Annotated in this window: 25 protein-coding genes and 1 riboswitch; of the genes, 10 read left to right on the plus strand and 15 right to left on the minus strand. The window is 37.6% G+C overall.

Annotation, left to right across the window (positions count from 1 at the left end; translation table 11 throughout):
• Positions 1 to 181: 181 nt before the first annotated feature.
• Complete coding sequence (gene lpxB, locus KPC_RS06415) at positions 182 to 1,351, minus strand: lipid-A-disaccharide synthase (RefSeq protein WP_121973578.1); 1,170 nt, start codon at positions 1,349 to 1,351, stop codon at positions 182 to 184.
• Positions 1,352 to 1,626: 275 nt separating this feature from the next.
• Here lpxB and KPC_RS06420 point away from each other — a divergent pair, with 275 nt between their 5' ends.
• From KPC_RS06420 to KPC_RS06430, 3 genes are all read left to right on the plus strand, one after another.
• Positions 1,627 to 2,505 carry a sulfite exporter TauE/SafE family protein gene (locus KPC_RS06420; RefSeq protein ID WP_121973579.1) on the plus strand — a complete coding sequence of 293 codons (879 nt, stop codon included), beginning with the start codon at positions 1,627 to 1,629 and terminating at the stop codon, positions 2,503 to 2,505.
• Positions 2,506 to 2,633: 128 nt separating this feature from the next.
• Entirely contained in the window at positions 2,634 to 3,725 is a 1,092-nt protein-coding gene (locus KPC_RS06425) for a 3-deoxy-7-phosphoheptulonate synthase (RefSeq protein ID WP_121973580.1), read from the plus strand.
• A 56-nt stretch (positions 3,726 to 3,781) separates the two neighbouring features.
• Positions 3,782 to 4,300, plus strand: a complete 519-nt coding sequence (locus tag KPC_RS06430; RefSeq protein WP_121973581.1) for a protein tyrosine phosphatase family protein — start codon at positions 3,782 to 3,784, stop codon at positions 4,298 to 4,300.
• A gap of 8 nt (positions 4,301 to 4,308) precedes the next feature.
• On the opposite strand, the gene ispF is transcribed toward KPC_RS06430, so the two are convergent.
• Entirely contained in the window at positions 4,309 to 4,797 is a 489-nt protein-coding gene (gene ispF / locus KPC_RS06435; RefSeq protein ID WP_121973582.1) for a 2-C-methyl-D-erythritol 2,4-cyclodiphosphate synthase, read from the minus strand.
• 100 nt (positions 4,798 to 4,897) lie between these two features.
• Here ispF and KPC_RS06440 point away from each other — a divergent pair, with 100 nt between their 5' ends.
• Positions 4,898 to 5,542: an A1S_1983 family putative colistin resistance protein gene (locus tag KPC_RS06440; RefSeq protein WP_121973583.1), complete on the plus strand. Its 645-nt coding sequence runs from the start codon at positions 4,898 to 4,900 to the stop codon at positions 5,540 to 5,542.
• A gap of 56 nt (positions 5,543 to 5,598) precedes the next feature.
• Here KPC_RS06440 and KPC_RS06445 read toward each other — a convergent pair whose 3' ends face one another.
• The 8 genes from KPC_RS06445 to KPC_RS06480 form a co-directional block, all read right to left on the minus strand.
• Positions 5,599 to 6,840 carry a D-amino acid dehydrogenase gene (locus tag KPC_RS06445; protein WP_121973584.1) on the minus strand — a complete coding sequence of 414 codons (1,242 nt, stop codon included), beginning with the start codon at positions 6,838 to 6,840 and terminating at the stop codon, positions 5,599 to 5,601.
• 151 nt (positions 6,841 to 6,991) lie between these two features.
• Positions 6,992 to 7,079, minus strand: a riboswitch (glycine riboswitch).
• 78 nt (positions 7,080 to 7,157) lie between these two features.
• Complete coding sequence (locus KPC_RS06450) at positions 7,158 to 7,799, minus strand: transient-receptor-potential channel family protein (RefSeq protein WP_121973585.1); 642 nt, start codon at positions 7,797 to 7,799, stop codon at positions 7,158 to 7,160.
• A 66-nt stretch (positions 7,800 to 7,865) separates the two neighbouring features.
• Complete coding sequence (locus tag KPC_RS06455) at positions 7,866 to 9,128, minus strand: D-amino acid dehydrogenase (protein WP_121973586.1); 1,263 nt, start codon at positions 9,126 to 9,128, stop codon at positions 7,866 to 7,868.
• A gap of 254 nt (positions 9,129 to 9,382) precedes the next feature.
• Positions 9,383 to 10,078, minus strand: a complete 696-nt coding sequence (gene ispD / locus KPC_RS06460) for a 2-C-methyl-D-erythritol 4-phosphate cytidylyltransferase (protein ID WP_121973587.1) — start codon at positions 10,076 to 10,078, stop codon at positions 9,383 to 9,385.
• Entirely contained in the window at positions 10,068 to 10,457 is a 390-nt protein-coding gene (gene ftsB, locus KPC_RS06465) for a cell division protein FtsB (RefSeq protein ID WP_121973588.1), read from the minus strand. Before ftsB ends, ispD begins: the two co-directional genes overlap by 11 nt.
• Before the next feature lie 12 nt (positions 10,458 to 10,469).
• On the minus strand, positions 10,470 to 11,759 hold the full coding sequence (gene eno, locus KPC_RS06470) for a phosphopyruvate hydratase (protein WP_121973589.1): 1,290 nt from the start codon (positions 11,757 to 11,759) through the stop codon (positions 10,470 to 10,472).
• A 45-nt stretch (positions 11,760 to 11,804) separates the two neighbouring features.
• Positions 11,805 to 12,662: a 3-deoxy-8-phosphooctulonate synthase gene (gene kdsA / locus KPC_RS06475; protein WP_121973590.1), complete on the minus strand. Its 858-nt coding sequence runs from the start codon at positions 12,660 to 12,662 to the stop codon at positions 11,805 to 11,807.
• A 29-nt stretch (positions 12,663 to 12,691) separates the two neighbouring features.
• Positions 12,692 to 14,332, minus strand: coding sequence for a CTP synthase (locus KPC_RS06480; RefSeq protein ID WP_121973591.1), 1,641 nt, complete (start codon positions 14,330 to 14,332; stop codon positions 12,692 to 12,694).
• Positions 14,333 to 14,556: 224 nt separating this feature from the next.
• Between KPC_RS06480 and KPC_RS06485 the strand changes: the two genes are divergently transcribed.
• Positions 14,557 to 15,054 carry an internalin gene (locus tag KPC_RS06485; RefSeq protein WP_171334432.1) on the plus strand — a complete coding sequence of 166 codons (498 nt, stop codon included), beginning with the start codon at positions 14,557 to 14,559 and terminating at the stop codon, positions 15,052 to 15,054.
• Positions 15,055 to 15,116: 62 nt separating this feature from the next.
• Here the strand turns inward: KPC_RS06485 and KPC_RS06490 are convergent, their stop codons facing one another.
• The 4 genes from KPC_RS06490 to KPC_RS06505 all read right to left on the minus strand — a co-directional run bounded on the left by KPC_RS06490 (position 15,117) and on the right by KPC_RS06505 (position 19,548).
• Positions 15,117 to 16,220, minus strand: coding sequence for a YheT family hydrolase (locus KPC_RS06490; protein WP_121973593.1), 1,104 nt, complete (start codon positions 16,218 to 16,220; stop codon positions 15,117 to 15,119).
• A 20-nt stretch (positions 16,221 to 16,240) separates the two neighbouring features.
• On the minus strand, positions 16,241 to 16,957 hold the full coding sequence (locus KPC_RS06495; RefSeq protein ID WP_121973594.1) for an SGNH/GDSL hydrolase family protein: 717 nt from the start codon (positions 16,955 to 16,957) through the stop codon (positions 16,241 to 16,243).
• 38 nt (positions 16,958 to 16,995) lie between these two features.
• A complete protein-coding gene (locus tag KPC_RS06500; RefSeq protein ID WP_121973595.1) occupies positions 16,996 to 17,403 on the minus strand; it encodes a nuclear transport factor 2 family protein in 408 nt (135 codons plus the stop codon).
• 120 nt (positions 17,404 to 17,523) lie between these two features.
• Positions 17,524 to 19,548 (minus strand): NADPH-dependent 2,4-dienoyl-CoA reductase, encoded by a 2,025-nt coding sequence (locus KPC_RS06505; protein ID WP_121973596.1) that lies wholly within the window; start codon positions 19,546 to 19,548, stop codon positions 17,524 to 17,526.
• 131 nt (positions 19,549 to 19,679) lie between these two features.
• Here KPC_RS06505 and KPC_RS06510 point away from each other — a divergent pair, with 131 nt between their 5' ends.
• Both KPC_RS06510 and KPC_RS06515 read left to right on the plus strand, forming a co-directional pair.
• Complete coding sequence (locus KPC_RS06510) at positions 19,680 to 20,219, plus strand: PadR family transcriptional regulator (RefSeq protein WP_121973597.1); 540 nt, start codon at positions 19,680 to 19,682, stop codon at positions 20,217 to 20,219.
• A 10-nt stretch (positions 20,220 to 20,229) separates the two neighbouring features.
• On the plus strand, positions 20,230 to 21,141 hold the full coding sequence (locus KPC_RS06515) for an alpha/beta fold hydrolase (RefSeq protein ID WP_121973598.1): 912 nt from the start codon (positions 20,230 to 20,232) through the stop codon (positions 21,139 to 21,141).
• Between the two features lie 30 nt (positions 21,142 to 21,171).
• Here KPC_RS06515 and KPC_RS06520 read toward each other — a convergent pair whose 3' ends face one another.
• Positions 21,172 to 22,086, minus strand: coding sequence for a LysR family transcriptional regulator (locus KPC_RS06520; RefSeq protein WP_121973599.1), 915 nt, complete (start codon positions 22,084 to 22,086; stop codon positions 21,172 to 21,174).
• Positions 22,087 to 22,201: 115 nt separating this feature from the next.
• Between KPC_RS06520 and KPC_RS06525 the strand changes: the two genes are divergently transcribed.
• The 3 genes from KPC_RS06525 to KPC_RS06535 all read left to right on the plus strand — a co-directional run.
• Entirely contained in the window at positions 22,202 to 23,311 is a 1,110-nt protein-coding gene (locus KPC_RS06525; RefSeq protein ID WP_121973600.1) for a muconate/chloromuconate family cycloisomerase, read from the plus strand.
• Positions 23,312 to 23,326: 15 nt separating this feature from the next.
• Positions 23,327 to 23,617: a muconolactone Delta-isomerase gene (catC, locus tag KPC_RS06530; protein ID WP_121973601.1), complete on the plus strand. Its 291-nt coding sequence runs from the start codon at positions 23,327 to 23,329 to the stop codon at positions 23,615 to 23,617.
• Positions 23,618 to 23,749: 132 nt separating this feature from the next.
• On the plus strand, positions 23,750 to 24,048 hold a 299-nt coding region (locus KPC_RS06535; RefSeq protein WP_322873889.1), incomplete at its 3' end, for a dioxygenase.

Raw genomic sequence — 24,048 nt, forward strand, 5'->3', positions numbered from 1 at the left:
AAATAGCCAATTTGATTAATCATTTTCTTTTAATTTCTAATCATTTATTGATTAAATATAGCAAAATCAAAATTTAACGCATTAGCACAGAACGAATATTTTATTGTTTTTATTCATGAATTTAATTAAAAATAAGCCTATCACAAACAGATAGGCTGAATAATCAAAGGAAATAATAGACTTAAAATATATCCAATATTGCCTCTACAGGATCTTCACTATTTCCAGCAAGTAGCTTCTTATGCATCGTCAACAATTGCATCACTTGAATCTGAGCTGTCTCAGGATTCATCAGTTTTTCTAATTCATTTGCCAGATTTTCAGGGGTTGCATCCCTTTGAATCAGTTCCTGAATCACTTTTTTACCAGCAATAATATTTGGTAAAGAATAATATGGAATTTTTACCAAAAACTTGGCAATCTGATATGTAAGCCAATGTAATTTATAAAAAGTGACCATTGGGCGATGTAGTAGCATTGCCTCCAATGTAGCTGTTCCTGATGCTAAAGCAATAATATCACTTGCATCCATGACCATTCTTCCAACTTTAGATTCAGTCCCGGTATTTTCAAGCAATGTTATTTTTGCTTTTAATTCATCCGGGTAATCTGTTAACAATGCCTCGATCTGCTGTTTTCTTGCATCATTGATGGCAGGGATTAAAAAGTGATACTCAGGATGTTTCTTATCTATTATTTTTGCAGTATCTAGTAATAATTGACCTAAACGCTCTACCTCACCACGGCGGCTTCCTGGTAATAATGCGATATATTTTTGCTCAGAATCTAAACCTAATTTTTGCTTTGCCACAGCTATAGGGTTTTCTAAAGCAAGTTGACTTGCAAGGGGATGTCCAACAAAAGCAGCAGGGACATCATATTTTTTATAAAAGTTTTTTTCAAAAGGAAACAGACACAGCACTAAATCTACACTGGCTTTTATACCATGAACTCGTCCTTGCCTCCATGCCCATACCGACGGGCTAACATACTGAACTGTTTTGATCGGTAGCTGTTTTTGTTTAATTGATTTCGATAGTCTTAAATTAAAATCTGGAGCATCTATACCAATAAAAATATCAACTGGACTTTTAGCCCACTTTTCAACCAGACCATCACGAACAGCAAATAGCTTTTTTAAGTCTTTTAAAACCTCAACTATTCCCATTACGGATAAAATATCCATAGGATAATAACTTTTAAAGCCTTCTGCGATCATTTGAGGGCCACCTATTCCCTCGAATTCCACATCAATCCCCCTTTCACGAAAACTTCGAATAAGTTTTGCTCCGAGCGTATCCCCTGATACCTCCCCAACAACTATGCCTATTTTAAGTTTCCGATTTTGCAAAACTTTTATCCTCATTTTAGTATTATATTAGTTTAGCATAGAGTGATTTTTAAAACTGTAATGTTCTCACATTTCAAATATCCTGAGAGAATTGTGAAATTTCACGCCCACGATTGAAGACCATCTGTATTGGCAACTCGATTCAAACACCATGTTAAAATATCAAGATTACATTTTCTTTTGCATTTTTTCGAATAAGTAAATCAATAATCAAGACAAACACTTATCTAAAAAAGTCATAAGATATGCCAGTTTTTTGATATTTGGCATATTTCATGGGCGATCCGTTACATTTTATTTTAGCAGGCATGTTAGTAGGTTTTTGTGTGGGGATTACAGGTGTTGGTGGTGGTTCTCTCATGACCCCTATTCTGATTAGTTTATTTCGTATAGAGCCTCATATCGCTATTGGGACAGATCTTATCTATGCTGCAATTTCAAAATTTTGCGGCTCGCTAGTACATGCTAAAAAACTCAATATTGTTTGGCCGATTGTATTCTGGTTAGCACTTGGAAGTATTCCTGCCTCATTTGCAACAACTTGGGTTCTAGAACATTATCTTAGTCAATCCACAGCATATAAAGCTGTGTTAACAACCATTTTAGGCTTTATGTTGACCTTGACTGGTATTTCTATTGTTTTCCGTAGTCAAATAGAAAAGTTTTTTAAGCGAATCCGCACTGATAAACCACAAACCACTGAGCAGGAAAAACAGGCTGTAAATGCAAAACGCTCTTATATTTTGTTAATGGGCATTGTATTAGGTGTATTTGTTACCCTTTCTTCAGTAGGTGCTGGAGCATTTGGTATAATGGCACTTATACTCATGTTTCCCAACCTGCCCATGATCCGTATTATTGGTTCTGATGTTGTGCATGCAGTACTTTTGACATTGGTTGCAGGTCTTGGACACATGAGTTCAGGAAATGTTGACTTTAATCTTTTGGGATGGTTACTTGTGGGCTCTATCCCTGCAATCGTGATTGGTACGTTAATCAGTTCACGTTTACCTGAAAAGATGATTCGCAAGGTTCTGGGTATTACTTTATTTGCTTTAGGTGTCAATTTTATGCTTCATCCGACTAAAGCAAAACCAGTCGAAAAACCACAGACAGTGATGATTGTCATCAACGATAAATCTTCATCTGTTTAAATTACATCAGATTAATTCCTATTTTTTATATGATTTATTGATTTATTTACTATCAATTTATTAATTAAATCATGTTATAGTCAATTTACTAAAAAATACTTTTGTATGATCTATACCCAGTGACGGCAATGAATACATTAAATTCTAACCCTATTAGTCAAAATGACATTGATGACGTGAATGTACAAAGCATTCAACCTTTAGTAACTCCAGCTGAATTAAAAGCTGAATTACCTTTGAATGAAAAAGCCTATCAAACAGTACTTCATGGTCGTGAAACTGTCCGCAATATTTTAGATGGTAAAGATAAACGCGTATTTGTTGTGATTGGTCCATGTTCTATTCATGACACGAAAGCAGCGCATGAATACGCTGATCGTTTAAAAAAATTAAGTGAAAAAGTGCAAGATACTCTGTATATCATTATGCGTGTATATTTCGAAAAACCTCGTACAACAGTAGGTTGGAAAGGTTTGATTAACGATCCAGATATGAATGACTCTTTCAATATTGAAAAAGGTCTGCGTATTGGTCGACAACTTTTGCTTGAGTTAAATGAAAAAGGGCTTCCTTGTGCGACCGAAGCGCTAGATCCAAACTCGCCACAATATTATCAGGACTTGATTTCATGGTCTGCGATTGGTGCACGTACTACTGAAAGCCAGACTCACCGCGAAATGTCTTCTGGCCTTTCATCACCAGTAGGTTTTAAAAATGGTACAGATGGCGGATTGACTGTCGCAACCAACGCTATGCAGTCTGTCAAACATGGTCACAGTTTCTTGGGACTAAATGACCAAGGTCAAGTTTCTATTATTAGAACTAAAGGCAACCCATATGCTCATGTTGTCCTACGTGGTGGGAATGGGAAGCCAAATTATGATGCTGGTTCTGTTACCGAGGCTGAAAATGCTCTTGCTAAAGCAAAAGTCAGTAACAAGATCATGATAGATGCGAGTCATGCCAACTCAAACAAAGATCCATACTTACAACCACTAGTGCTCAAAAATATTACTGAACAGATTTTAGATGGTAACAAATCGATAGTTGGTATCATGGTTGAAAGTCATCTAAAAGGCGGTCGCCAAGATATTCCTGAAAATCTTTGTGATTTAGAGTATGGTAAGTCAGTAACTGATGGTTGTATTGATTGGGATACTACAGAAAAAGTTCTCCTCGAAATGCGTGAAGCACTCAAGGATGTTTTACCTAATCGTTAATTTTTCACATAGACGCCATCTTTTGATGGCGTTTTTTTATGGGATGAAAGACTTAGATGACCGATATTGAAACCGAATTAAGCCAAATCCTGAATTTTCAATTTATACATGAACATCTTTTTACTTCAGGTCAACCGACTGAAGAACAGTTACACCGTATCAAAGAGTATGGTGTCGATACTGTGATTAATCTTGCTCTCACTGATGCAAGCAATCATTTGGACAATGAAGATCGTATCTGTCTTGATCTAGGATTAAATTACATACAAATCCCTATCCATTGGGATACTCCTGCTGATGACCAATGCCTTTTTATTTTGGATTTGATTCATCACTTGGTTCAAAATAAAATGGTCTGGGTTCATTGTGCCAAAAATTATAGAGTTAGTAGTTTAATGTATCTCTACCGTCAGTATTTTATGGATATTGATATGCCTACAGCACAAGAAGAAATGCATAAGCTTTGGCAACCTAACGAGACATGGACTGGTCTGATTCATGCTGTAGCTTTACAACTTCAGGGTCGAAAAGCCACACATGAACTTGAAGAATCATTACATTCTTCTGAAAACTAAATATAATATTACTTTTGATGTGCAATCAAAACGGTCGCTGTAGAAAGAATTCCTTCTTGGCGACCTGTGAATCCTAATTTTTCTGTTGTGGTTGCTTTCACACTAATTTGAGTAATATCAACATTTAGAACATCTGCGATACTTTGTCTCATTTCCAGATTATATTTGGCAAGTTTAGGGCGTTCACATGCAACAGTAATATCAGCATTATTGAGTATATAGCCACGATCTAGTACAAGCTGATAGACATGTTGCAAAAGTTTTCGACTATCAGCCCCTTTGAACTCCGGATCAGTATCAGGAAAATGTTGACCAATATCCCCTAATGCCAAAGCTCCTAGTAAAGCATCACATAAGGCATGTAATACCACATCCCCATCAGAATGTGCTTTCAAACCTTGTGTATGTGGAATTTTTACCCCTGCCAAAGTGACAAAGTCGCCTTCCTCAAATGCATGGACATCCATTCCCTGCCCAATTCGAATTTGTGCGATCACTTTAAGCTCCTTTATGCAGAATTTAACTTTTGAAATCTTGTATTCATACTTTCTATTTCGCTATAGTAAGTAGGCTGAACATTTCTAAGTATAAGCGAACATGCTGTTGAAAACTGAAATTAATCGTATTAAACCGATCTTATCTTTTCTACTCTATGGGCTATTGGCTTCAAACATTAGCCATGCTCAGATTATTGATTGTGAAAAAGCCCCAAAAAGCCAAAAATTGTGTCAGGCAGACTTTAATGTACTGCGTGATGAGCTAGACTCACATTACCTTACAGCATATTTGATTACAGATGCACCAATTCGGCTATTGAATGATACCAACAAACTCTGGTTGAACTATGCCCAACAATGTAAAACCAATAACTGTTTAAAAAACCAACTCGATAACCGGGTGGAAGATTTCAACTTTTATACTTCAATGAACCAGAGTTTAACCCAGCATTATCTAAAATATGAAAATGGGAAAATATCCAAACTCCCTATTCATATTCAAGTTCACCAATTATCAAAAGATCGCATAAAAATTGAAGGTCTAGCATTTAGAAATCCAAACAATAAAAAAGATACTCAAACCATAGCATTACTTGCCTATACTACCCCGAAACAAAAATCTGAGGTTTTAGACAATGAACGTAACTGCAAATACCAACTTAACTTTCAAAAAGCTATTTTAGAAATTAAAACCATGCAAAAAGGCTGTGAGAAATTTACTGGAATCTATCGGCTGTATGATTAAAAAGACAGTAATCCTGATGTTTTACTGTCTGTTACCGTCCTGTTTTTTAAATCTTTTCAGATAGGATGCGATATAGCCACTTCCTGGCTAATCATTACTGCAGTTGCTGCTGATAAAGTCCATCCTAAGTGCCCATGACCAGTATTATAAAAAATACGATCATTTTTACCACGTTTCACGACTGGCATCATGTTTGGCATCATAGGACGTAATCCTGCCCAGGGAACCGTATTCTCCGTTGAAATATCAAAATTTTTATTTACCCAATCGATTAAAGGTTGAATTCGATCAGCACGGATATCCCGATTATAACCATTAAACTCAGCAGTCCCTGCCACTCTCAAACGATTCTCACCTAGACGTGATGTCACAATTTTGGCGCTTTCATCCAGTAGGCTTACCCATGGAGCACCGTTAACACTTTTTTCATCTGTCAGATTCACCGTAATTGAATACCCTTTAACTGGATATACATTTACCCGATCACCTAATTTATTTGCCAAATGATAACTACCCACACCACCACAGACAACTACAGCATCTGCCTCTAATTGTTCGAATACAGTATGCTGATTCATATTTTCTTCACTTGGATGATACTGAATTGTGACTCCTCTCTCATTATTTAAAACATTGACGACTTCCATTCCAAAAAGGTATTTAACCCCATATTTTTCCGTAGCTTTCGCTAATCCTGCAGTGAATTTATGAATATCGCCTGTAGCGTCACTTGGGCAATAGAATCCGCCATAATATTCACCTGTTAAGCTTGGCTCTATGGTCTTTATTTCTTCGGGAGTAACCGCATGACGTTGAAGACCACCACTACATAACAATTCATTGACCTGCACAGCAATTTTATAATCATATTCATTATGATAAAAATGTAAGATTCCTCTTTTTTCTAGATCAAATTGAATATTTTCTTTTTCAGCAACATTGAATAATCGTTCTCGTGCGAGTAGAGCCAGTCTTACCGTTTCTCTAGTATTACCTTGATAATGTTTAATATTTCCTAAAAACTCGACTAACCAGGCATATTTGTGTAAATCAAATGATGGATTTAATAATAGTGGTGCATCTTTCCTCGACATCCACTTTATGCCTTTTAGTACCGTCGCTTTCTGATTCCACACTTCTGCATTACATGCAGATAGCTGACCACCATTTGCAAAGGAAGTTTCCATTGCTGGAAATAAATGCTTATCTATAACAGTAACTTGATAACCTAATTGGGCAAGCTCATAGGCAGAAGTTACACCTGTTATCCCTGATCCAATCACAACAACATGACACATGATTACACTCCTTGAAATGAATAATTTCAAATCATGCCCCATCTGTCATTTGTACCTGAGAGCTTAGGCTATATACTCAAACCATTTAAGTATCGCCATCCCCTTCGGTGAGCACATTTTATTATTTAAATGGCTTCTCTCCAGATTTTTAGTGATGATTACAGTCCTTTTGCCTGAGAGTTTCCGGGGTCGTTGCTCCTTCGGCGAACACAAATGTGTTTCTCTCCTGCATTCATCTTTCTTGTTTTCAAGCAATCACTATGCCATGAACGTAATTTTATACAATATTTAAGCAGCAAAATTTTTGTAAATTTATTTTAGCGATCATATAAGTTTAATTCTTTTAATAATTTTGGAAAACGTTCACGTACAGATTTATGTTTTGCTGTTGTTGAACATAAATGCGCACCTGATTGTATTAACAAATCAAATAACTGCCGCAAATCTTCTATTGTTTCATATGCCAACGCACGTTTCTTATCTATACGATGTGCCTCAATTTCAAGACAAAGCAGGAGTAGCACACTATTACCATGACTATCTAATACATTTACGTCTGCACCTTTTTGTAGCATGTTTTTTAACAAAACAAGTGCTTGATCAAAATTTTCTTTTATCGCATCTATCCGATAATAATCAGAAGCATCTTGCTGCACTGTATCATTTATGATTTCAAAACGAGCCATTGAAGCAACTGCGATAACGGCATCATGCAAGACTGGTTTTTTCCATGTTTTTAATGCTGGCTGTTCAATAAAGCAAACATCAGCCCCCTGCTCCAATAAAAAATGTGCTGCATTAAAGTTTCGGCATCTGAGTGCAACTTGCAAAGGTGATTGTCCGTCATCACGTATCGGTGGTGCTTTTGCAACAGCATTAACATACTCTGGGTGATCTAAAATCAGATTTTTTATTGTTTGTATTTCACGGTTTCGAATTGCCTGAAATAATTTTTTCATACTTTCATGCCTTTTTTAATTATATCTACACAGATTATATACTCCATGTAGATATAATTCATAATATTAGGCTAATGTATAACGACTTACATTTAAATCATCAGCTTTTATTTGCGGTGTTTTTTTAGAAATAATATCTGCCAATAATTTTGCTGAACCACATGACATTGTCCAGCCTAATGTGCCATGCCCAGTATTAGTAAATAAGTTTTTATATTTTGTGCCACCAACAATCGGTGTACCATCTGGTGTCGCAGGTCTTAAACCCGTCCAGAAATCAGCTCGCGTTATATCACTGGCCAATGGGAAAAGTTGTTGTAAAACCATAAACAAGGTATCTTTTCGTTGTGGATTTAAAGTGTAATCAAAACCTGAAATTTCAGCCATTCCCCCGACACGGATACGTTCATCAAAACGGGTCAGAGCAATTTTATATGTTTCATCAAAAATAGTGGATAACGGTGATAATTCCGGGTTTGAAATACCTGTTGTAATAGAATAGCCTTTTAATGGATATACAGGCGCATCAATATCTAATTGCTTCAACATCTGATGACTAAAACTACCTGTTGCCATCACATACATATCACCAGTAATTTTCTGACCATTTTGCAGCAGCACACCTTTGATTTTATCAATATCTTTTTCTACACTTTGAATTGCTGCATCGAATACAAAATTTACGCCTTGTTTTGCAATAAGATCTGCAAGTTCGGTTGTAAATTTTTGGCAATCTCCAGTTTGATCATTTGGTAAACGCAAACCTCCAACAAAATCAGTTGTTGCCTGAATTAAAGCAGGTTCAGCCGCGATAACACCTTTCTTGTCTAATAATTCATAAGGAACACCTTCTGCTTTTAGTACTTCAATATCTTTTTCTGCTGACTCTAGTTGTTGTTCTTTTCGAAATAATTGTAATGTACCTAGTTGACGCTCTTCGTAGTAAATACCAGTTTCTTTTCTAAGATCATTCAAGCAATCACGACTATATTCAGACAATCGAACCATACGTTCTTTATTGATTTTATAACGGTGAATATTACATTCTGCCAGCATCCTTACCATCCAATGATACTGATACATGTCACCAGTCAAACGAACAGAAAGTGGTGCATGATGCTGGAACAACCATTTGAATGCTTTAAGTGGTATGCCAGGGGCTGCCCAAGGTGATGCATAGCCTGGCGAAATTTGTCCTGCATTGGCAAAACTGGTTTCTAATGCAACCCCAAGTTGCCTGTCAATAACCGTGACTTCATGACCTTCTTTAAGCAAATAATAAGCTGTAGTCGTTCCTATAACGCCTGCACCCATCACAACAATATGCATACCCACACCTATCATTTCTAAATTATATTTAAACCCATTTTATTAATAATCTTTTTAAATGACCTTTAATATATGATGCTTTGTTCACCTATAAAATGATTTATATCGTAAAGTAACATGTATGATAAGTTAATGTAATGATTTAATTGCGCTAATTTATTAATCTTTTTAAACATTTTTATAGAAAATATCATATGAAAAATATTGTATTTTGATTTTTAAAAACCTTACATTTTGAATAGATTATCTAATTTTTACGAATGATTTTGTGATAATAATATTAGTTTTGCCAATTCTAAATCATCTGGGTAAGTTATCTTAATGTTATCAGACCGGCCTTGCACGACATACACTGTTTCACCAGCATATTCTAAAGCACTTGCTTCATCTGTGATTACAACCTGATCTTTTAATGCAAGTTCAATTGCATTCTTTAAAATAGATAATGTTGCTACCTGAGGTGTCTGTGCTTGCCATAGAAAATCACGGCTTACCGTTTTATCAATAATATTATGTTCTGGAACATATTTTAAAGTATCACGAACAGGAATGGCTAAAATTGAATTACCATGACATTTTGCATCATTTACCAATTGCAAAAGATTTTCATGACTAACGCAGGGTCTTGCAGCATCATGCACTAGGATCAAATCATCTGGTGCTGCAATACCAACCAGATAATTCAGAGCATTCAGGACCGAATGTACACGTTCTTGACCACCAATACAAAAATGTGCTTTTTCCTGATTAGCAAATTTTAGATTTTTTGCAACATTATCATCTTCCGCGATTGCCAAGACGTATCCAGCTAGATCCAAAGTATTTAAACGGGATACCGTATGCTCAAGCACTGTCTTGCCTTGAATCATCTGGTATTGTTTTAACTCTGTTTTTGAGAAGCGACTTCCAGAACCAGCAGCAGGTATGATTACCCAAGTTTTAGTGGGCATCTTCTGTCAGTGCTCCTTCATCTTCATTACCTGTATCTTGTTTAAGGCTTGGATCAAGATAAATCGGTTTATAGTTAGTGCTCACTGTACTCATTTGTACAAATGTCTCATGTGGCTTGATCAGACCTAAATCCAAACGTGCATGTTCTTCTATGGCTTCTGTTCCATTTTTTAAATCATACACTTCCGCCGCTAAAATACGATTGCGTTCTTTTAGCTCGTTATTTACTTCAGCCTCTTGCTGAATTTGTTGAAGCAAGGCTTGGTGCGGGAAATAGCCTCCCTCACCAAACCAAAAGTTATATTGAAGCATGGCGATCGCAATAATCGCCAAGACCAGAATAACTTTACTTGAAGTTGTTTTAAAGACTTCTAACATACCATTCAAAGATTAGTTTAAACCCTTGAATTCAGCTTTACCGCGGTAAGCTGCTTGAGTCAACTCTTCAATACGAAGTAATTGGTTATATTTTGCAACACGGTCAGAACGGCAAAGTGAACCAGTCTTGATTTGACCAGCAGCAGTACCTACCGCAAGATCAGCAATAGTTGAATCTTCAGTTTCACCTGAACGATGTGAAATCACAGTAGAATAACCATTTGCTTTAGCAAGATAAATTGCATCTAAAGTTTCTGACAAGGTACCAATTTGGTTATATTTGATGAGAATTGAGTTAGCAACTTTCTCATCAATACCACGTTGTAAAATCTTAGGGTTTGTCACGAATAAATCGTCACCAACCAATTGAATCTTGTCACCAAGAATTGAAGTCAAGTAGCTCCAGCCTTCCCAGTCAGATTCGTCTAGACCATCTTCAATTGAGATAATCGGGTATTGTTTAACAAGACCAGCAAGATAGTCTGCAAATTGGTTGCTTGTGAAAGATTTGTTACCTTCACCTGCCAAAATGTATTGACCATTTTTATAAAATTCTGAAGATGCACAATCAAGTGCAAGCATGATGTCAGAACCCGCTTTATAGCCAGTTTGTTCAATTGCAGAAAGAATTACAGTGATCGCTTCTTCGTTGGAACGAAGGTTAGGAGCAAAACCACCCTCATCACCGACAGCTGTATTTAAACCTTGTTTTTTAAGTACAGATTTAAGTGAATGAAAAATTTCAGCACCTGCACGTAATGCTTCAGCAAATGATGTAAAACCAACCGGTTCAATCATGAACTCTTGGATATCTACAGTGTTGTCTGCATGAGCACCACCATTTAAGATGTTCATCATTGGAACAGGCATAGTCAAGGTTGTTTGACCACGTAAATCTGCGATGTACTGGAACAGCTCGGTTTTCTTTTCAGTAGCCGCAGCACGTGCAGCAGCAAGTGAAACAGCAAGTGTTGCATTCGCACCTAATTTTTCTTTATTTTCAGTGCCATCAAGTGCAATCATTTTGTCATCAAGCGCTTTTTGCTCAAAAACGTTTTGACCAACGAGTAAATCCTTGATTGAACCATTTACATTTTGTACTGCAGTGCGAACACCTTTACCTAAGTAACGAGATTTATCACCGTCACGAAGTTCTAAAGCTTCACGAGAACCAGTTGAAGCACCAGATGGTGCACATGCACGGCCGACTACGCCTGAATCCAAGATTACATCTGCTTCGATGGTTGGGTTACCACGAGAGTCCAAAATTTCACGTGCACGAATGTCAACGATTTGGCTCATGAATAATTCCTCAGTTGATTGAATAACTAGATGCAAAAAAATGCATCAATGAGTATCTAACTTTTTGAATCCTTTTACTAAAGTATCCAATTCTTTTATTTGTGCCAAAAATGGCTCAAGTTGTGACATACGAAGCGCACAAGGTCCATCACATTTTGCATGTTCTGGATCTGGATGTGCTTCTAAAAATAACCCTGCAAGTCCAGTCGCCATCCCTGCACGTGCAAGGGTAGTAATTTGTGCACGACGACCACCAGCCGAATCAGCACGTCCACCTGGGGTTTGAAGTGCGTGAGTCACATCAAAAAATACTGGCACATTCATATCTTTCATGATATCAAAACCAAGCATATCAACGATAAGATTGTTGTAGCCGAATGATGTACCACGTTCACATAAAATAAGTTTGTCATTTCCTGCTTCAAGGCATTTATTCAGAATATGACTCATTTCACGTGGAGAAAGAAATTGTGCTTTTTTGATATTAATGATTGCATCGGTTTTTGCCATTGCTTCAACTAAATCAGTCTGGCGACTCAAGAATGCAGGAAGCTGAATAATATCAGCGACCTCAGCAACTGGTGCAGCCTGGTAGGGTTCATGTACATCTGTAATGATTGGCACATTAAAATGTTTTTTAATCTCTGCTAACCATTCAACGCCCTTTTCAAGACCTGGTCCGCGAAAAGAATGCAGGCTAGACCGATTAGCTTTATCAAAGCTAGCTTTAAAGACATAAGGGATATCTAAACGTTTGCAGATATCAACATAAGTTTCTGCAATTTCAAAAGCCAAGTCTTTCGACTCAAGTACATTCATTCCGCCGAATAATACAAATGGCAAATGATTTGCCATTTGTATATCGCCTAAACGTACAATTTCTTGTGGTTTTAATTGTGACATTTAAACTTTCCTAGTTTATTTCACTAAACTTATTTGCTTTTTTGGTGCTGTTTTTTGGCAGCATCAATAAAACTTGCAAATAATGGATGCCCATCACGTGGTGAACTTGTAAATTCCGGATGGAATTGTACAGCAATAAACCAAGGATGATCAGGTATTTCTACAGTTTCAACCAAATGCTGTACTGCTGAATAACCTGAAACTTTCATACCCGCTTCTTCAATCGCAGGAATAAAACGGTCATTCATTTCATAACGGTGGCGGTGACGCTCAGTAATTTCAGCATTACCATAAACTTCACGTGTTTTAGTGCCTTCAACCAACTCTGATTTTTGTGCACCCAGACGCATTGTTCCACCAAGGTTTGAATCAACACTACGATGCTGAATTTCGCCACGTTCATCTAACCATTCTGTGATCAGACCGATCAATGGGAACTTTGTAGAACGGTTAAACTCAGTCGAGGTTGCTTCTGGCATACCTGCAACATGACGAGCAAATTCAATCACAGCAAGTTGCATACCCAAACAAATACCCAGGAATGGAATGCCATTTTCACGTGCAAACTGAATTGCTTTCATCTTGCCTTCAGTACCACGTTCACCAAACCCACCTGGAACCAAGATTGCATCTGCATATTTTAATGTTTCAGCAGCATTTTGGCTTTCCAGATCTTCAGCATTAACATAGTCAATCTGAACTTTCACACGATTTTTAATACCAGCATGCAGTAAAGCTTCATTTACAGATTTATACGCATCTGGTAACTCAACATATTTACCGACCATAGCCACACGTACTGTGTACTCTGGGTTAAGCAAAGCTTCAACAACGTGATCCCAGTCAGCAAGATCAGCTTCTGGTAAGTTGTTATAACCGAAGCGTTCACAAATTAAATCGTCAACATCTTGCTCGTAAAACGTACGTGGAATCTGGTAGATAGATTTTGCGTCTTTACATACAACCACAGCACGTGCTTCAACGTTAGTAAATAACGCAATTTTGCGGGTCGTATCAGCATCAACATCATGCTCAGTACGGCAAATAAGAATATCTGGTTGAATACCAATAGAAAGCAGCTCTTTAACTGAATGCTGTGTTGGCTTGGTTTTTAATTCTTTTGCTGAGTTGATATATGGCAACAAAGTCAGATGCATAAGCATTGTACGTTTATGTCCAAGTTCTACCATCAACTGACGAACTGACTCCATAAATGGAAGTGATTCGATATCACCTACAGTTCCACCAATTTCAACAATTGCAACGTCATAACCTTCACCAGCGCGAAGTACACGTTCTTTGATATTATCCGTAATATGAGGGATTACCTGAACAGTACCACCAAGATAATCTCCACGACGCTCTTTATTTAAAACGTCTTGGTAAACACGACCTGATGTGAAGTTATTTAATTTGGTCATTTTGGCACGACGTAAGAAACGTTCGTAATAACCCAAGTCTAAATCTGTTTCTGCACCATCCTCTGTGACAAAAACTTCACCATGTTGGAACGGGCTCATTGTCCCTGGATCGACATTGATGTATGGATCCATTTTGACCATGGTCACTTTTAAACCACGGGCTTCTAAAAGTGCAGCAACTGAAGCAGCTGAAATACCTTTACCTAGTGATGAAACCACACCACCAGTCACGAATATAAAATGGGTCATTAAGTTTCTCGTACAATGGAGCCTAAATTGGCCTACAATGTTGTGCGATTTTACTTTACTCTGCACCAAGAAAGCAAAGTCATTCCGCATCAATTCATAGAACAATAAACAATTGGTTATTCTATCAGCATTTCCAATTAAAAATTAACTGTTTTAGAGGTGATTTTTATCTATAAAATTGTTGTTATAATGCTGTAACTTTTTTAAAGCTGTAATTTGTGCGAATTATGAATAAAAAACTTTTAATTTGTGGCGCTATTGCTACTGGTCTACTTTTAACTGCCTGTGTTAAAAAAGAAGCCCCTAAAGAAGATGAACAGGAAAAGGTAGAAACTCAGCAACAAACTGAAAAACCAGCCCAGTTTCAAAATCTCGAAAGTGTTGATCAGCAAGAACAGAATACTGAAGAAACTGTTCCAGCAAAACCTCAGGTTCACGTTGAACATACCGAAACTGCGAATACCTCTACAACTATTCGCCGTGAGTATCATGATACTGAACATAATAACGACGAAATTCCAGCAAAACCAAAAGCTGAAGAAACTGCTCGCCAGCTAGATAATTCTGAAAACAAATCAGTTAAACCTAAAGCTGAAACTGTAAAAGCTAAAACTGAGAGCCAAGATACAGCTGTAGCTAAAGTTAAATCATCAACAGCACAAACTGAAGATGATGCTGTAAATGCAGCTATTGCAGCAGCAACGCCTGCTCTCAAAAACTAAAAGCCAGATGCTCAAGAAAAAAAGCCAGCTTAAAACTTGCTGGCTTTTTTTATATAAAATCATCAATGCTTAGTATCATTCGCATATAGTTTTAGAAAATTACTCATCAATTTAGCTGACCAGGATTGTGTTTTCCATCCTTCATAAAAACCACAATGGCTTCCCTTTCTGGTTGTAACCACAACCACATTATCCATATTACTTATAGTTTCTTTGAACGGCTCCAGATTTTTAATATGACATACAGGATCATCTTCAGCATTTAGAATCATCAAGGGTATTTTAATATTTTCAAATACATAAACTGGATTTATTGCTTTAGAGTAACACTGATAATCAGTATATCCTGCCATTTCAAAATAATGTTGTTGAAACTCTGCCAAAGTTTTACTCGATAAAACTCTAGTGACAGAATCTATGTTTTTCCATGTTTCTCGATATGGATGAATAAAAGCATTGAATAATTGTCTTGTCATGATCTTGGTATAAAAAGGGTGGACATTTTCAAAGCCCTCTTCAGTATCATAGCCTGGACATAACGCAAATGCTGCTTTAAAGGGTGTATTTTCCCCTTCCTCACCTAAATAACGCACTAATAAACCAGTACCAGCAGATGAGCCAACAGCATATAAACACGAATCTGGAAAAATAGACTGGATAAAATTAATCTGTTCTCTTAAATCCGAAGTTGAACCAAAAATGGACATTTGTGGTACAGGCATAGGCAACCCTGCATGTCCACGCCTTAGGCATAAGGCAATACGCCACCCCGTAAGCTGGTGCAAATCCCTAACCAGTTCTCGCATACTTGAGGGTGTTCCCTTGATGGTATGCAATACAACAATTGTGGGTGTCTCTGCTGGCAAAGCATACCCATACCATGAAATAGCAGTAACCCCTCCATCTGGCATGCAAAGCTGATCGAAGTGGTCATATTCGAGCTTTATAGTTTTTTTCCTGATTAAATCAAAGTATAAAAGATGTATATGAGGATTAGAAAGATATGGCGTTGGTCTATATTTTTTTTGAAGCTGCGGCATTTTTTGTTGAATATTATGCAACTTCCCATGCTGATTAAAATATAACTTTGGCTGTTCTGCACCCACGACCAAATCAAATAAATTTTCACCTAAAATTTTAATATTCTTAAAAGTAGATTTGCCCATATCCAGAACATGCCCTCCGATTAAGTATTGAATGATTGTCGAATAAGTTCAGCGACCTGATTCCCCCACATTGCATAAATTTCCTTACTTGGGTGAAAGCCATCGCTTGCCATAGACAAGTTCATTGACTGAAATTTTTCAATATCATATTGAATAAATTTAACCCCACTCTGTGATATTAACCACTGCTCTAATCCTTGATTCATTTGCTGTGCATATTTTCCAAATAACCACGCCAATGGAGCAGGTAAAGCTGGAAAATGTTGCATCGGAGGAACACCCGATACCACGATCAATTTAGGATGAAAGCGTTTGTGTATATCCGCAAATAATTTTTTTTGCTGTTTTAACCATATTTTTGCAGAAATCAGTTTTGTAACATCATTTACACCAACAGAAATAACAATTACATCATAAACTTGTTGTTCTAAAGCTTGTATTGCTTGCGATACCTGTTGCGTCGTATGACCAGTTCTGGCATGTAACTTCCATTGCAAATGAAACTGGTTTTTCAGCTCAGAGACAAGGACACCAGATAATGCTTCTCTCTGTGTTTCCACACCAACACCAGCTGCGGCAGAATCCCCCAAAATAAGCAGTGAAAGTGGTTGACCTTGACCGATATTTCCATCACGGGCACCAACGGGTTCATCAAGACGTGGTGTATTCTTACGTACACGGACACCCTGTATCACCAATACAGGTAATAAAACAACCGTTACCAATTTTAACCACATCTTAAATATCTCAACATGAATTCACTATTATCAAATTATTAGCTAGCTTGATATTGAGTGATTCTTTTACCCATCTGCTCTGCCAGTGCATTTAAACCACTCATCGGACGAATCATAACTTCAAATTCAATGATTTGCCCTTGCGCATTAAAACGAATCATATCGATGCCTTTTAACTTTTTCTCACCTACATTGGCTGAGAATTCCAAAACTACACTTTGTTGATCGTCAGTATAAAATTCACGGTGATAAATAAAATTTTCGAAAACCTGAATCACATTGGTTAATATAAAATAAACCACCGCTTTTCCTTCATAAGGCTTAAAAGCAACTGGCGATCGAAATATGACATTATCAGCCAATAACTCATTTAATATTGTCATATCCCCAGTTCGAAGCATCTCGTGCCAACGTAAAATCGCTGTTCTGCTTGATTCAAATACCATACCCATATCCTTATTTATTCACTGTTAAAGTAAACAAAACTTTTTTTCAAAAAATAGAAGGAGATCGATTCATGTCCAGCCCCCTTCTCTCTAATCCTGATCTAAATAACTATCATGCAATTAGATCAGCGCCGCCAATTCTGCTCCTTGACGAATTGCACGTTTTGCATCGAGCTCACCCGCTTCTTTTGCACCACCAATCAAGTGAACATTTTTACCATCGGCTTTTAATTGATCAAAAAATGCTGTAAATGATTCTTGTCCTGCACAAATTACGACATTATCTACATCCAGAAGCATGTTTTTTCCAGCAACAGTAATATGCAAGCCTTGATCATCAATTTTGTCATAGCTTGCACCTGCAATCATTTTGACATTGCGATGTTTCAATCCTGTACGATGAATCCATCCTGTTGTTTTACCTAATCCTGCACCAACAGACGTTTCTTTACGCTGTAGCAGATAAACTTCACGCAGCGATGCTTCCACCTTGGCAGGTTTTAGCCCTCCAACATGGTCATATTCTGTATCAATTCCCCACTCATCATAAAATTTTTCAGGATCTAAACTACCACTTTCTCCAGCATGCGTTAAAAACTCGGCAGTATCAAAACCTATCCCGCCAGCACCTATAATGGCAACTTTTTGACCCACAGTTTTTTTGTCACGAAGAACATCTAAATATGAAAGCACTTTGGAATGATCAATCCCTTCAATATCTAGTTGTCGTGGTACAACACCAGTTGCAATGACAATATCATCATAGTTTTGCTGACTTAATTCCTCATAAGTTGCTTGATGATTTAATTGCAGTTTAATATTTGGATGCAATTCAATCTGACGCTTGAAGTAACGTAGTGTTTCATAGAACTCCTCCTTACCTGGTATGGTTTTTGCGATATTGAACTGTCCACCAATTTGACCTGAGGCTTCAAAAATTGTTACATCATGCCCTCTGTCTGCTGCATAAGTTGCAAAGCTTAACCCCGCAGGACCTGCACCAATGACAGCAATATTTTTTTTCTGCGATGTTTCTTTAAAAATAAGCTCTGTTTCATAACATGCACGTGGATTGACTAGACATGTAGCAATTTTCATGGAAAATATATGATCTAAACACGCCTGATTACAACCAATACAAGTATTGATTTCATCACTTTTTCCATCTATTGCCTTTTGCACAAAGTGTGAGTCTGCAAGCATTGGACGAGCCATAGAAACCATGTCAGCATCGCCTCGTGCCAATACATTCTCTGCCATTTCAGGTGTATTAATACGGTTAGAAGTAATCAACGGGATTTTGACACTCCCTTTTAGCTTTTTAGTTACCCATGTAAATGCCGCACGAGGAACTTTTGTCGCAATCGTTGGGATACGGGCCTCATGCCAGCCAATACCAGTATTGATAATCGTTGCACCCGCTTTTTCTATCTCTTTGGCCAAGTGAATCACTTCTTCTAAAGTTGAGCCGCCTTCAACCAGATCCAGCATCGAAAGTCGATAAATAATAATAAATTCTTCACCTACTTCCTCACGTGTTCTTTTTACAATTTCAATTGGAAAACGGATACGATTTTCATAACTTCCTCCCCATTCATCATCCCGATGATTGGTTCGAGCAGCAATAAACTCATTAATCAGATATCCTTCTGATCCCATGATCTCAACACCATCATAACCAGCACGCTTGGCTAATTTGGCACAGTTTGCAAAATCGCTAATCGTTTGCATCACCTCTGCTGAAGATAATGCATGTGGTTTTGTTGGATTAATTGGTGCCTGAATGGCTGATGGTGCAACATTATTTGGCTGATAAGAATAACGCCCTGTATGTAAAATCTGTAGAGCAATTTTCCCCCCAGCATCGTGCACTGCCTGCGTAATTACCTTGTGTTTTTCTGCTTCTGCAATTGAATCTAATTTGGAGCCTCCAAAAAATGTAACTCCGGCTTCATTTGGTGCAATGCCACCGGTCACAATCAGTCCAACCCCACCTTTAGCACGTTCAGCATAAAATGCAGCCATCCGATCATATCCATGTTCAGCTTCCTCTAACCCGACATGCATCGATCCCATCAGCACTCTATTTTTTAATGTCGTAAAACCCAAATCGAGTGGCGCAAGTAAATGTGGATAGTTAGACATATTTTTCTCCCAGGCTAGCGTTGGCTTGCTCATTCTTTTAATGCAACTTATTGCACAGTTTATAAATGAATTTTGAAATTAATGCAACATGTTGCATAATAACTTTGTATCCACTTTTTATTAGAATTAAAATGTCACTTTCACATGTTCTTTTGACCAGTCTGATGGAAAAACCAAGTACAGGCTTTGATTTAGCACACCGTTTTGATCGTTCCATGGGTTTTTTCTGGAATGCAACACATCAGCAAATTTATCGTGAATTGGGTGCCATGCTGAAAAAGGGCTGGGTTTCAACACTCGAAGACCCAAAATCATCTAGCCGCAAGAAGACCTATCAAGTAGAGGAGTTAGGTCGGCAGGAACTTGCCAGATGGATGGTTGAACAAGGTGAACCCACCAGCTTTAGAGAGGAGCTTATGGTCAAACTCCGGGCAGAAGCCCAATTAGGTGGAAACTCTATCTTGCCAGAGCTGGAACGTCATTTAGAATTGCATCGCAAAAACCTAAAGATTTATCAAAATATCTATGAGAAAGATTTTAAATCAAAAGACAGTAACGATCGTACGCTATTTATTCACAAAATGATCCTACAATTAGGTATAGATTTAGAAGTGGGCTGGATAAAATGGTTTGAAACCATCATTCCTCAACTTGAAAAATTCGACCAATAGAGAGATACCTATGCCACGTTATACAATGTCTGACGGTGAAAGTTTATTTGTACGAGAGATTGGTCAAGGTGAGCCAGTTTTGGTACTTTCCGGGCTTGGCATGCAAAGCTGGCAATGGATTCCCTTTTTATTTCCAAATTTCCAGAACCATCAATTTATCATCCCAGACTGGCGTGGCTTTGGTGGATCGAAACGTTGTAAAATTCCACAAAACATGGATGCGATACAAAGTCACTGGAACGATATTTCCTGCCTGATTGAACAACTCAATCTAGATAATTTTATACTTATTGGGTATTCAATGGGTGCGACCACAGCAATGCACGGAATGCGTTACTCAGATCTAGGCTCAAAATTAAAAGCTTATTTGCATATTGACCAAACTCCTAAAATTCCAACTGATGATACATGGGACTATGGTTTATTTGGCAATAAATACATAAAATTTAAACGCTTACTAAAAAAACTTTCCGAGTTTTTACACCAGTATTCCGATGTACAATTTGTCGAAGATCTTCCGTCAGAGCCCCGCCATAAACTGGTCAATTTATGGCTGGATTTTATTAAATTACAGGGCAGTAACAAAATTAGCCCTTTTCTATTTAAACTTGCTTTGAAACAACCAAAACTGCAAAAACACATCCTTCCTATTCATCGCCTAGATTATTTGACTTGGTACATTGATAATTATCTCAATCATGATGAAGATTATCGTCAAGCTATAGCAGAACTGGACTGTCCAACAACTTTTTTTATTGGTCAACAATCGACTCTTTATCCTGTGCAAGGACAAAAACAGATTGCCCTTAGTCTTAAGAATGCAAAAAGCATTATTTTTAAACGTTCAGGGCATACTCCCCTACTCACTGAACCTGTCAAATTTAGTCGAGAAATCCAGCATTTTTTAGAAAAGACAATCTAATCCAGATTGTCTTATACGACTAAAGTCCGATTAAAATACTGAACGATCATATTTGATCGCTTCTAGATCATAGATCTGATAAATACAGTCAAATAACGCTTTAATATCTTCACTTTCCTCCATATTTCTTGTCGCCAGAAAAATAGGGCTAACTGCATCTTCATCTAGCAAAGGAACATAATTTAAATGTGGAAACTGAATGGTATGCGCACTATCTGGAACAACACAGATTCCTTCACCAGCTGCAACAAGTCCTAAAGCAAGCTGAATCTCCCTTACTTCTTTGGTATGTTGAGGATCCAGACCATGCTCTGAAAAAATATTCATCATCTGTGTTGAAAAGTTAGGCTTGGATGTTGAAGGATAGAAGAACATATTTTCTTCAACGATATCTGACAAGTAAACACCTTCCTTTTGTGTGGAAAATGGATGACTGGAGTGAACAGCAACCATTAAACGCTCTTCTCGCAATAAAACGCGACGTACTGCTGGATCTGAAATACGTAATCGACCAAAACCAACATCAATTTTACCTTCTTTAAGCGCCTGTATCTGGTCTTTTGTACTCATTTCAACCAGCTCAACCTTAAGCTGTGGTTGCTGTTGACGGTATAAATATGTAATTCTTGGTAACAAGCCATATAACAGTGATGCAACAAAACCCATTCGTATGACACGATCAGTTGTACCTACACGTTTAGTCATCGATTTTATTTCCTCAGCATTTGATAAAAGTTTAACTGCATGCTGATAAAAAAACTGTCCTGCTACTGTGGTTTGCAGTGGGCGACTACCTCTCTCAAATAATTGAATTCCAAGTTCATTTTCCAAATTTTGAATTTGTCGACTTAAAGGTGGTTGCGCAATAAACAACTTTTCAGCAGCTTTTGTAAAACTTTGCTCTTCCACAACAGCAACAAAATATCTTAAATGTCTGAGTTCCATGACTACCTCATACCTTAAAGGTATATAAAAATGCTAATTTGATCTTAGACAGTATTCAATCATTCTTTTAAGGTATAGGTAAGAGAAACGGAAATCAAGATCACGAAGTATCAATATGTACAAATCTGTTGAAACTATACTTGTAGACATTCCAACGATACGTCCACATAAACTTTCTGTTGCTACCATGCAGACTCAAACACTTGTATTGGTAAAAATAACAACTGAAGACGGATTTATTGGTTGGGGTGAAGCAACAACTATCGGTGGTTTAAGCTATGGAGAGGAAAGCCCTGAAAGTGTAAAAGCGAACATTGATACTTATTTCGCCCCACTGCTTATTTCGATTAAAAACTTAAACGTAGCGCAAACTCTAAAGCAAATCCGTAAATCAATCAATGGGAACCGATTTGCTAAATGTGCTATTCAGACAGCTTTACTTGACATACAGGCAAAACGTTTAGGTGTTCCACTTTCTGAACTTTTAGGTGGACGTCTACGTGACTCATTACCAGTACTTTGGACATTGGCTTCAGGCAATACAGAAAAAGATATTGCAGAAGCAAAAAAAATGATTGAACTTAAACGTCATAATACATTTAAGTTAAAAATCGGCTCAAATCCATTACAGCAAGATGTGGATCATGTCATTGCAATCAAACAGGCACTCGGCTCTGAAATCAGTGTTCGCGTGGATGTTAACCGTGCATGGTCTGAGCTTGAATGCATCAATGGTATTCAACAACTTCAAGATGGTGGCATTGACCTGATTGAACAGCCTTGTGCTATTGAAAATACAGATGCACTGGCACGTTTAACTCAACGTTTTGATGTTGCTATCATGGCTGACGAGGCTTTAACCGGTCCGCTCAGTGCCTATCGTTTAGCAAAGCAGCATGCAGCAGATGTATATGCAGTCAAAGTTGAACAATCAGGCGGTCTTATTGAAGCCTGTGAGGTTGCAAATATTGCAAAACTTGCTGGTATTGATTTGTATGGTGGCACAATGCTTGAAGGACCAGTCGGATCAATCGCTTCAGCACATGCCTTTTCGACATTTGAAAACCTAGCTTTTGGTACTGAACTTTTCGGTCCATTGCTACTTACTGAAGAAATTTTGAAAACCCCACTTCGTTATGAAAATTTTGAACTTGTACTCCCTACAGGTTCAGGACTCGGTATCGAAGTTGACGAAGACAAGATTGAACAACTACGCCGTAAGTAAACCAAGGAGTGACTAATGCTTTTCCAAGTACGCATGGACGTTCATATTCCACTAGATATGCCTGTTGAGACTGCAAACGAAATTAAAGCTCGTGAAAAAGCATATTCACAGGAATTACAACGCCAAGGTAAATGGCGTCATATTTGGCGTATTACAGGTCAATATTCAAACATCAGTATTTTTGATGTAGAGAGTAATGAAGAATTGCATAATATTCTGCAAGGTCTTCCACTCTATCCATATATGAATATGGAAGTTACGGCATTAAATCGCCATCCATCCTCTATTCGTGAAGATGATCGTTAATTCAAATTGATGTAACAAAACACCCCAAAGGGTTTGGGATGTTTGAACAAGGAAAGTGGTCTGTGAAGGAGCAAGCTATCAGCAAGCACAGCCGACCACGTACAAAAACTCTCATACTTAAGGAGCAATAGTATGAACCGTCAAGAAATCGACAAATTAGTAAAAGAAATGAATGTGGATACAGCTACTGGTACTGTCAATCCTCGTGTACAACAAATTGTAGTCCGCTTACTTGGGGATCTGTTTCAGGCAATCGAAGATCTTGACCTCTCTCCTTCTGAAGTCTGGAAAGGCCTAGAATATTTTACAGATGCTGGAAAGGCAAACGAATTAGGTTTGTTAGCAGCTGGTCTCGGTCTCGAACATTATTTAGATTTACGTGCTGATGAAGCCGATGCCAAAGCAGGTATCACGGGTGGAACACCGCGTAC

This window comes from Acinetobacter stercoris, assembly GCF_900323515.1.
GTDB lineage: Bacteria > Pseudomonadota > Gammaproteobacteria > Pseudomonadales > Moraxellaceae > Acinetobacter > Acinetobacter stercoris.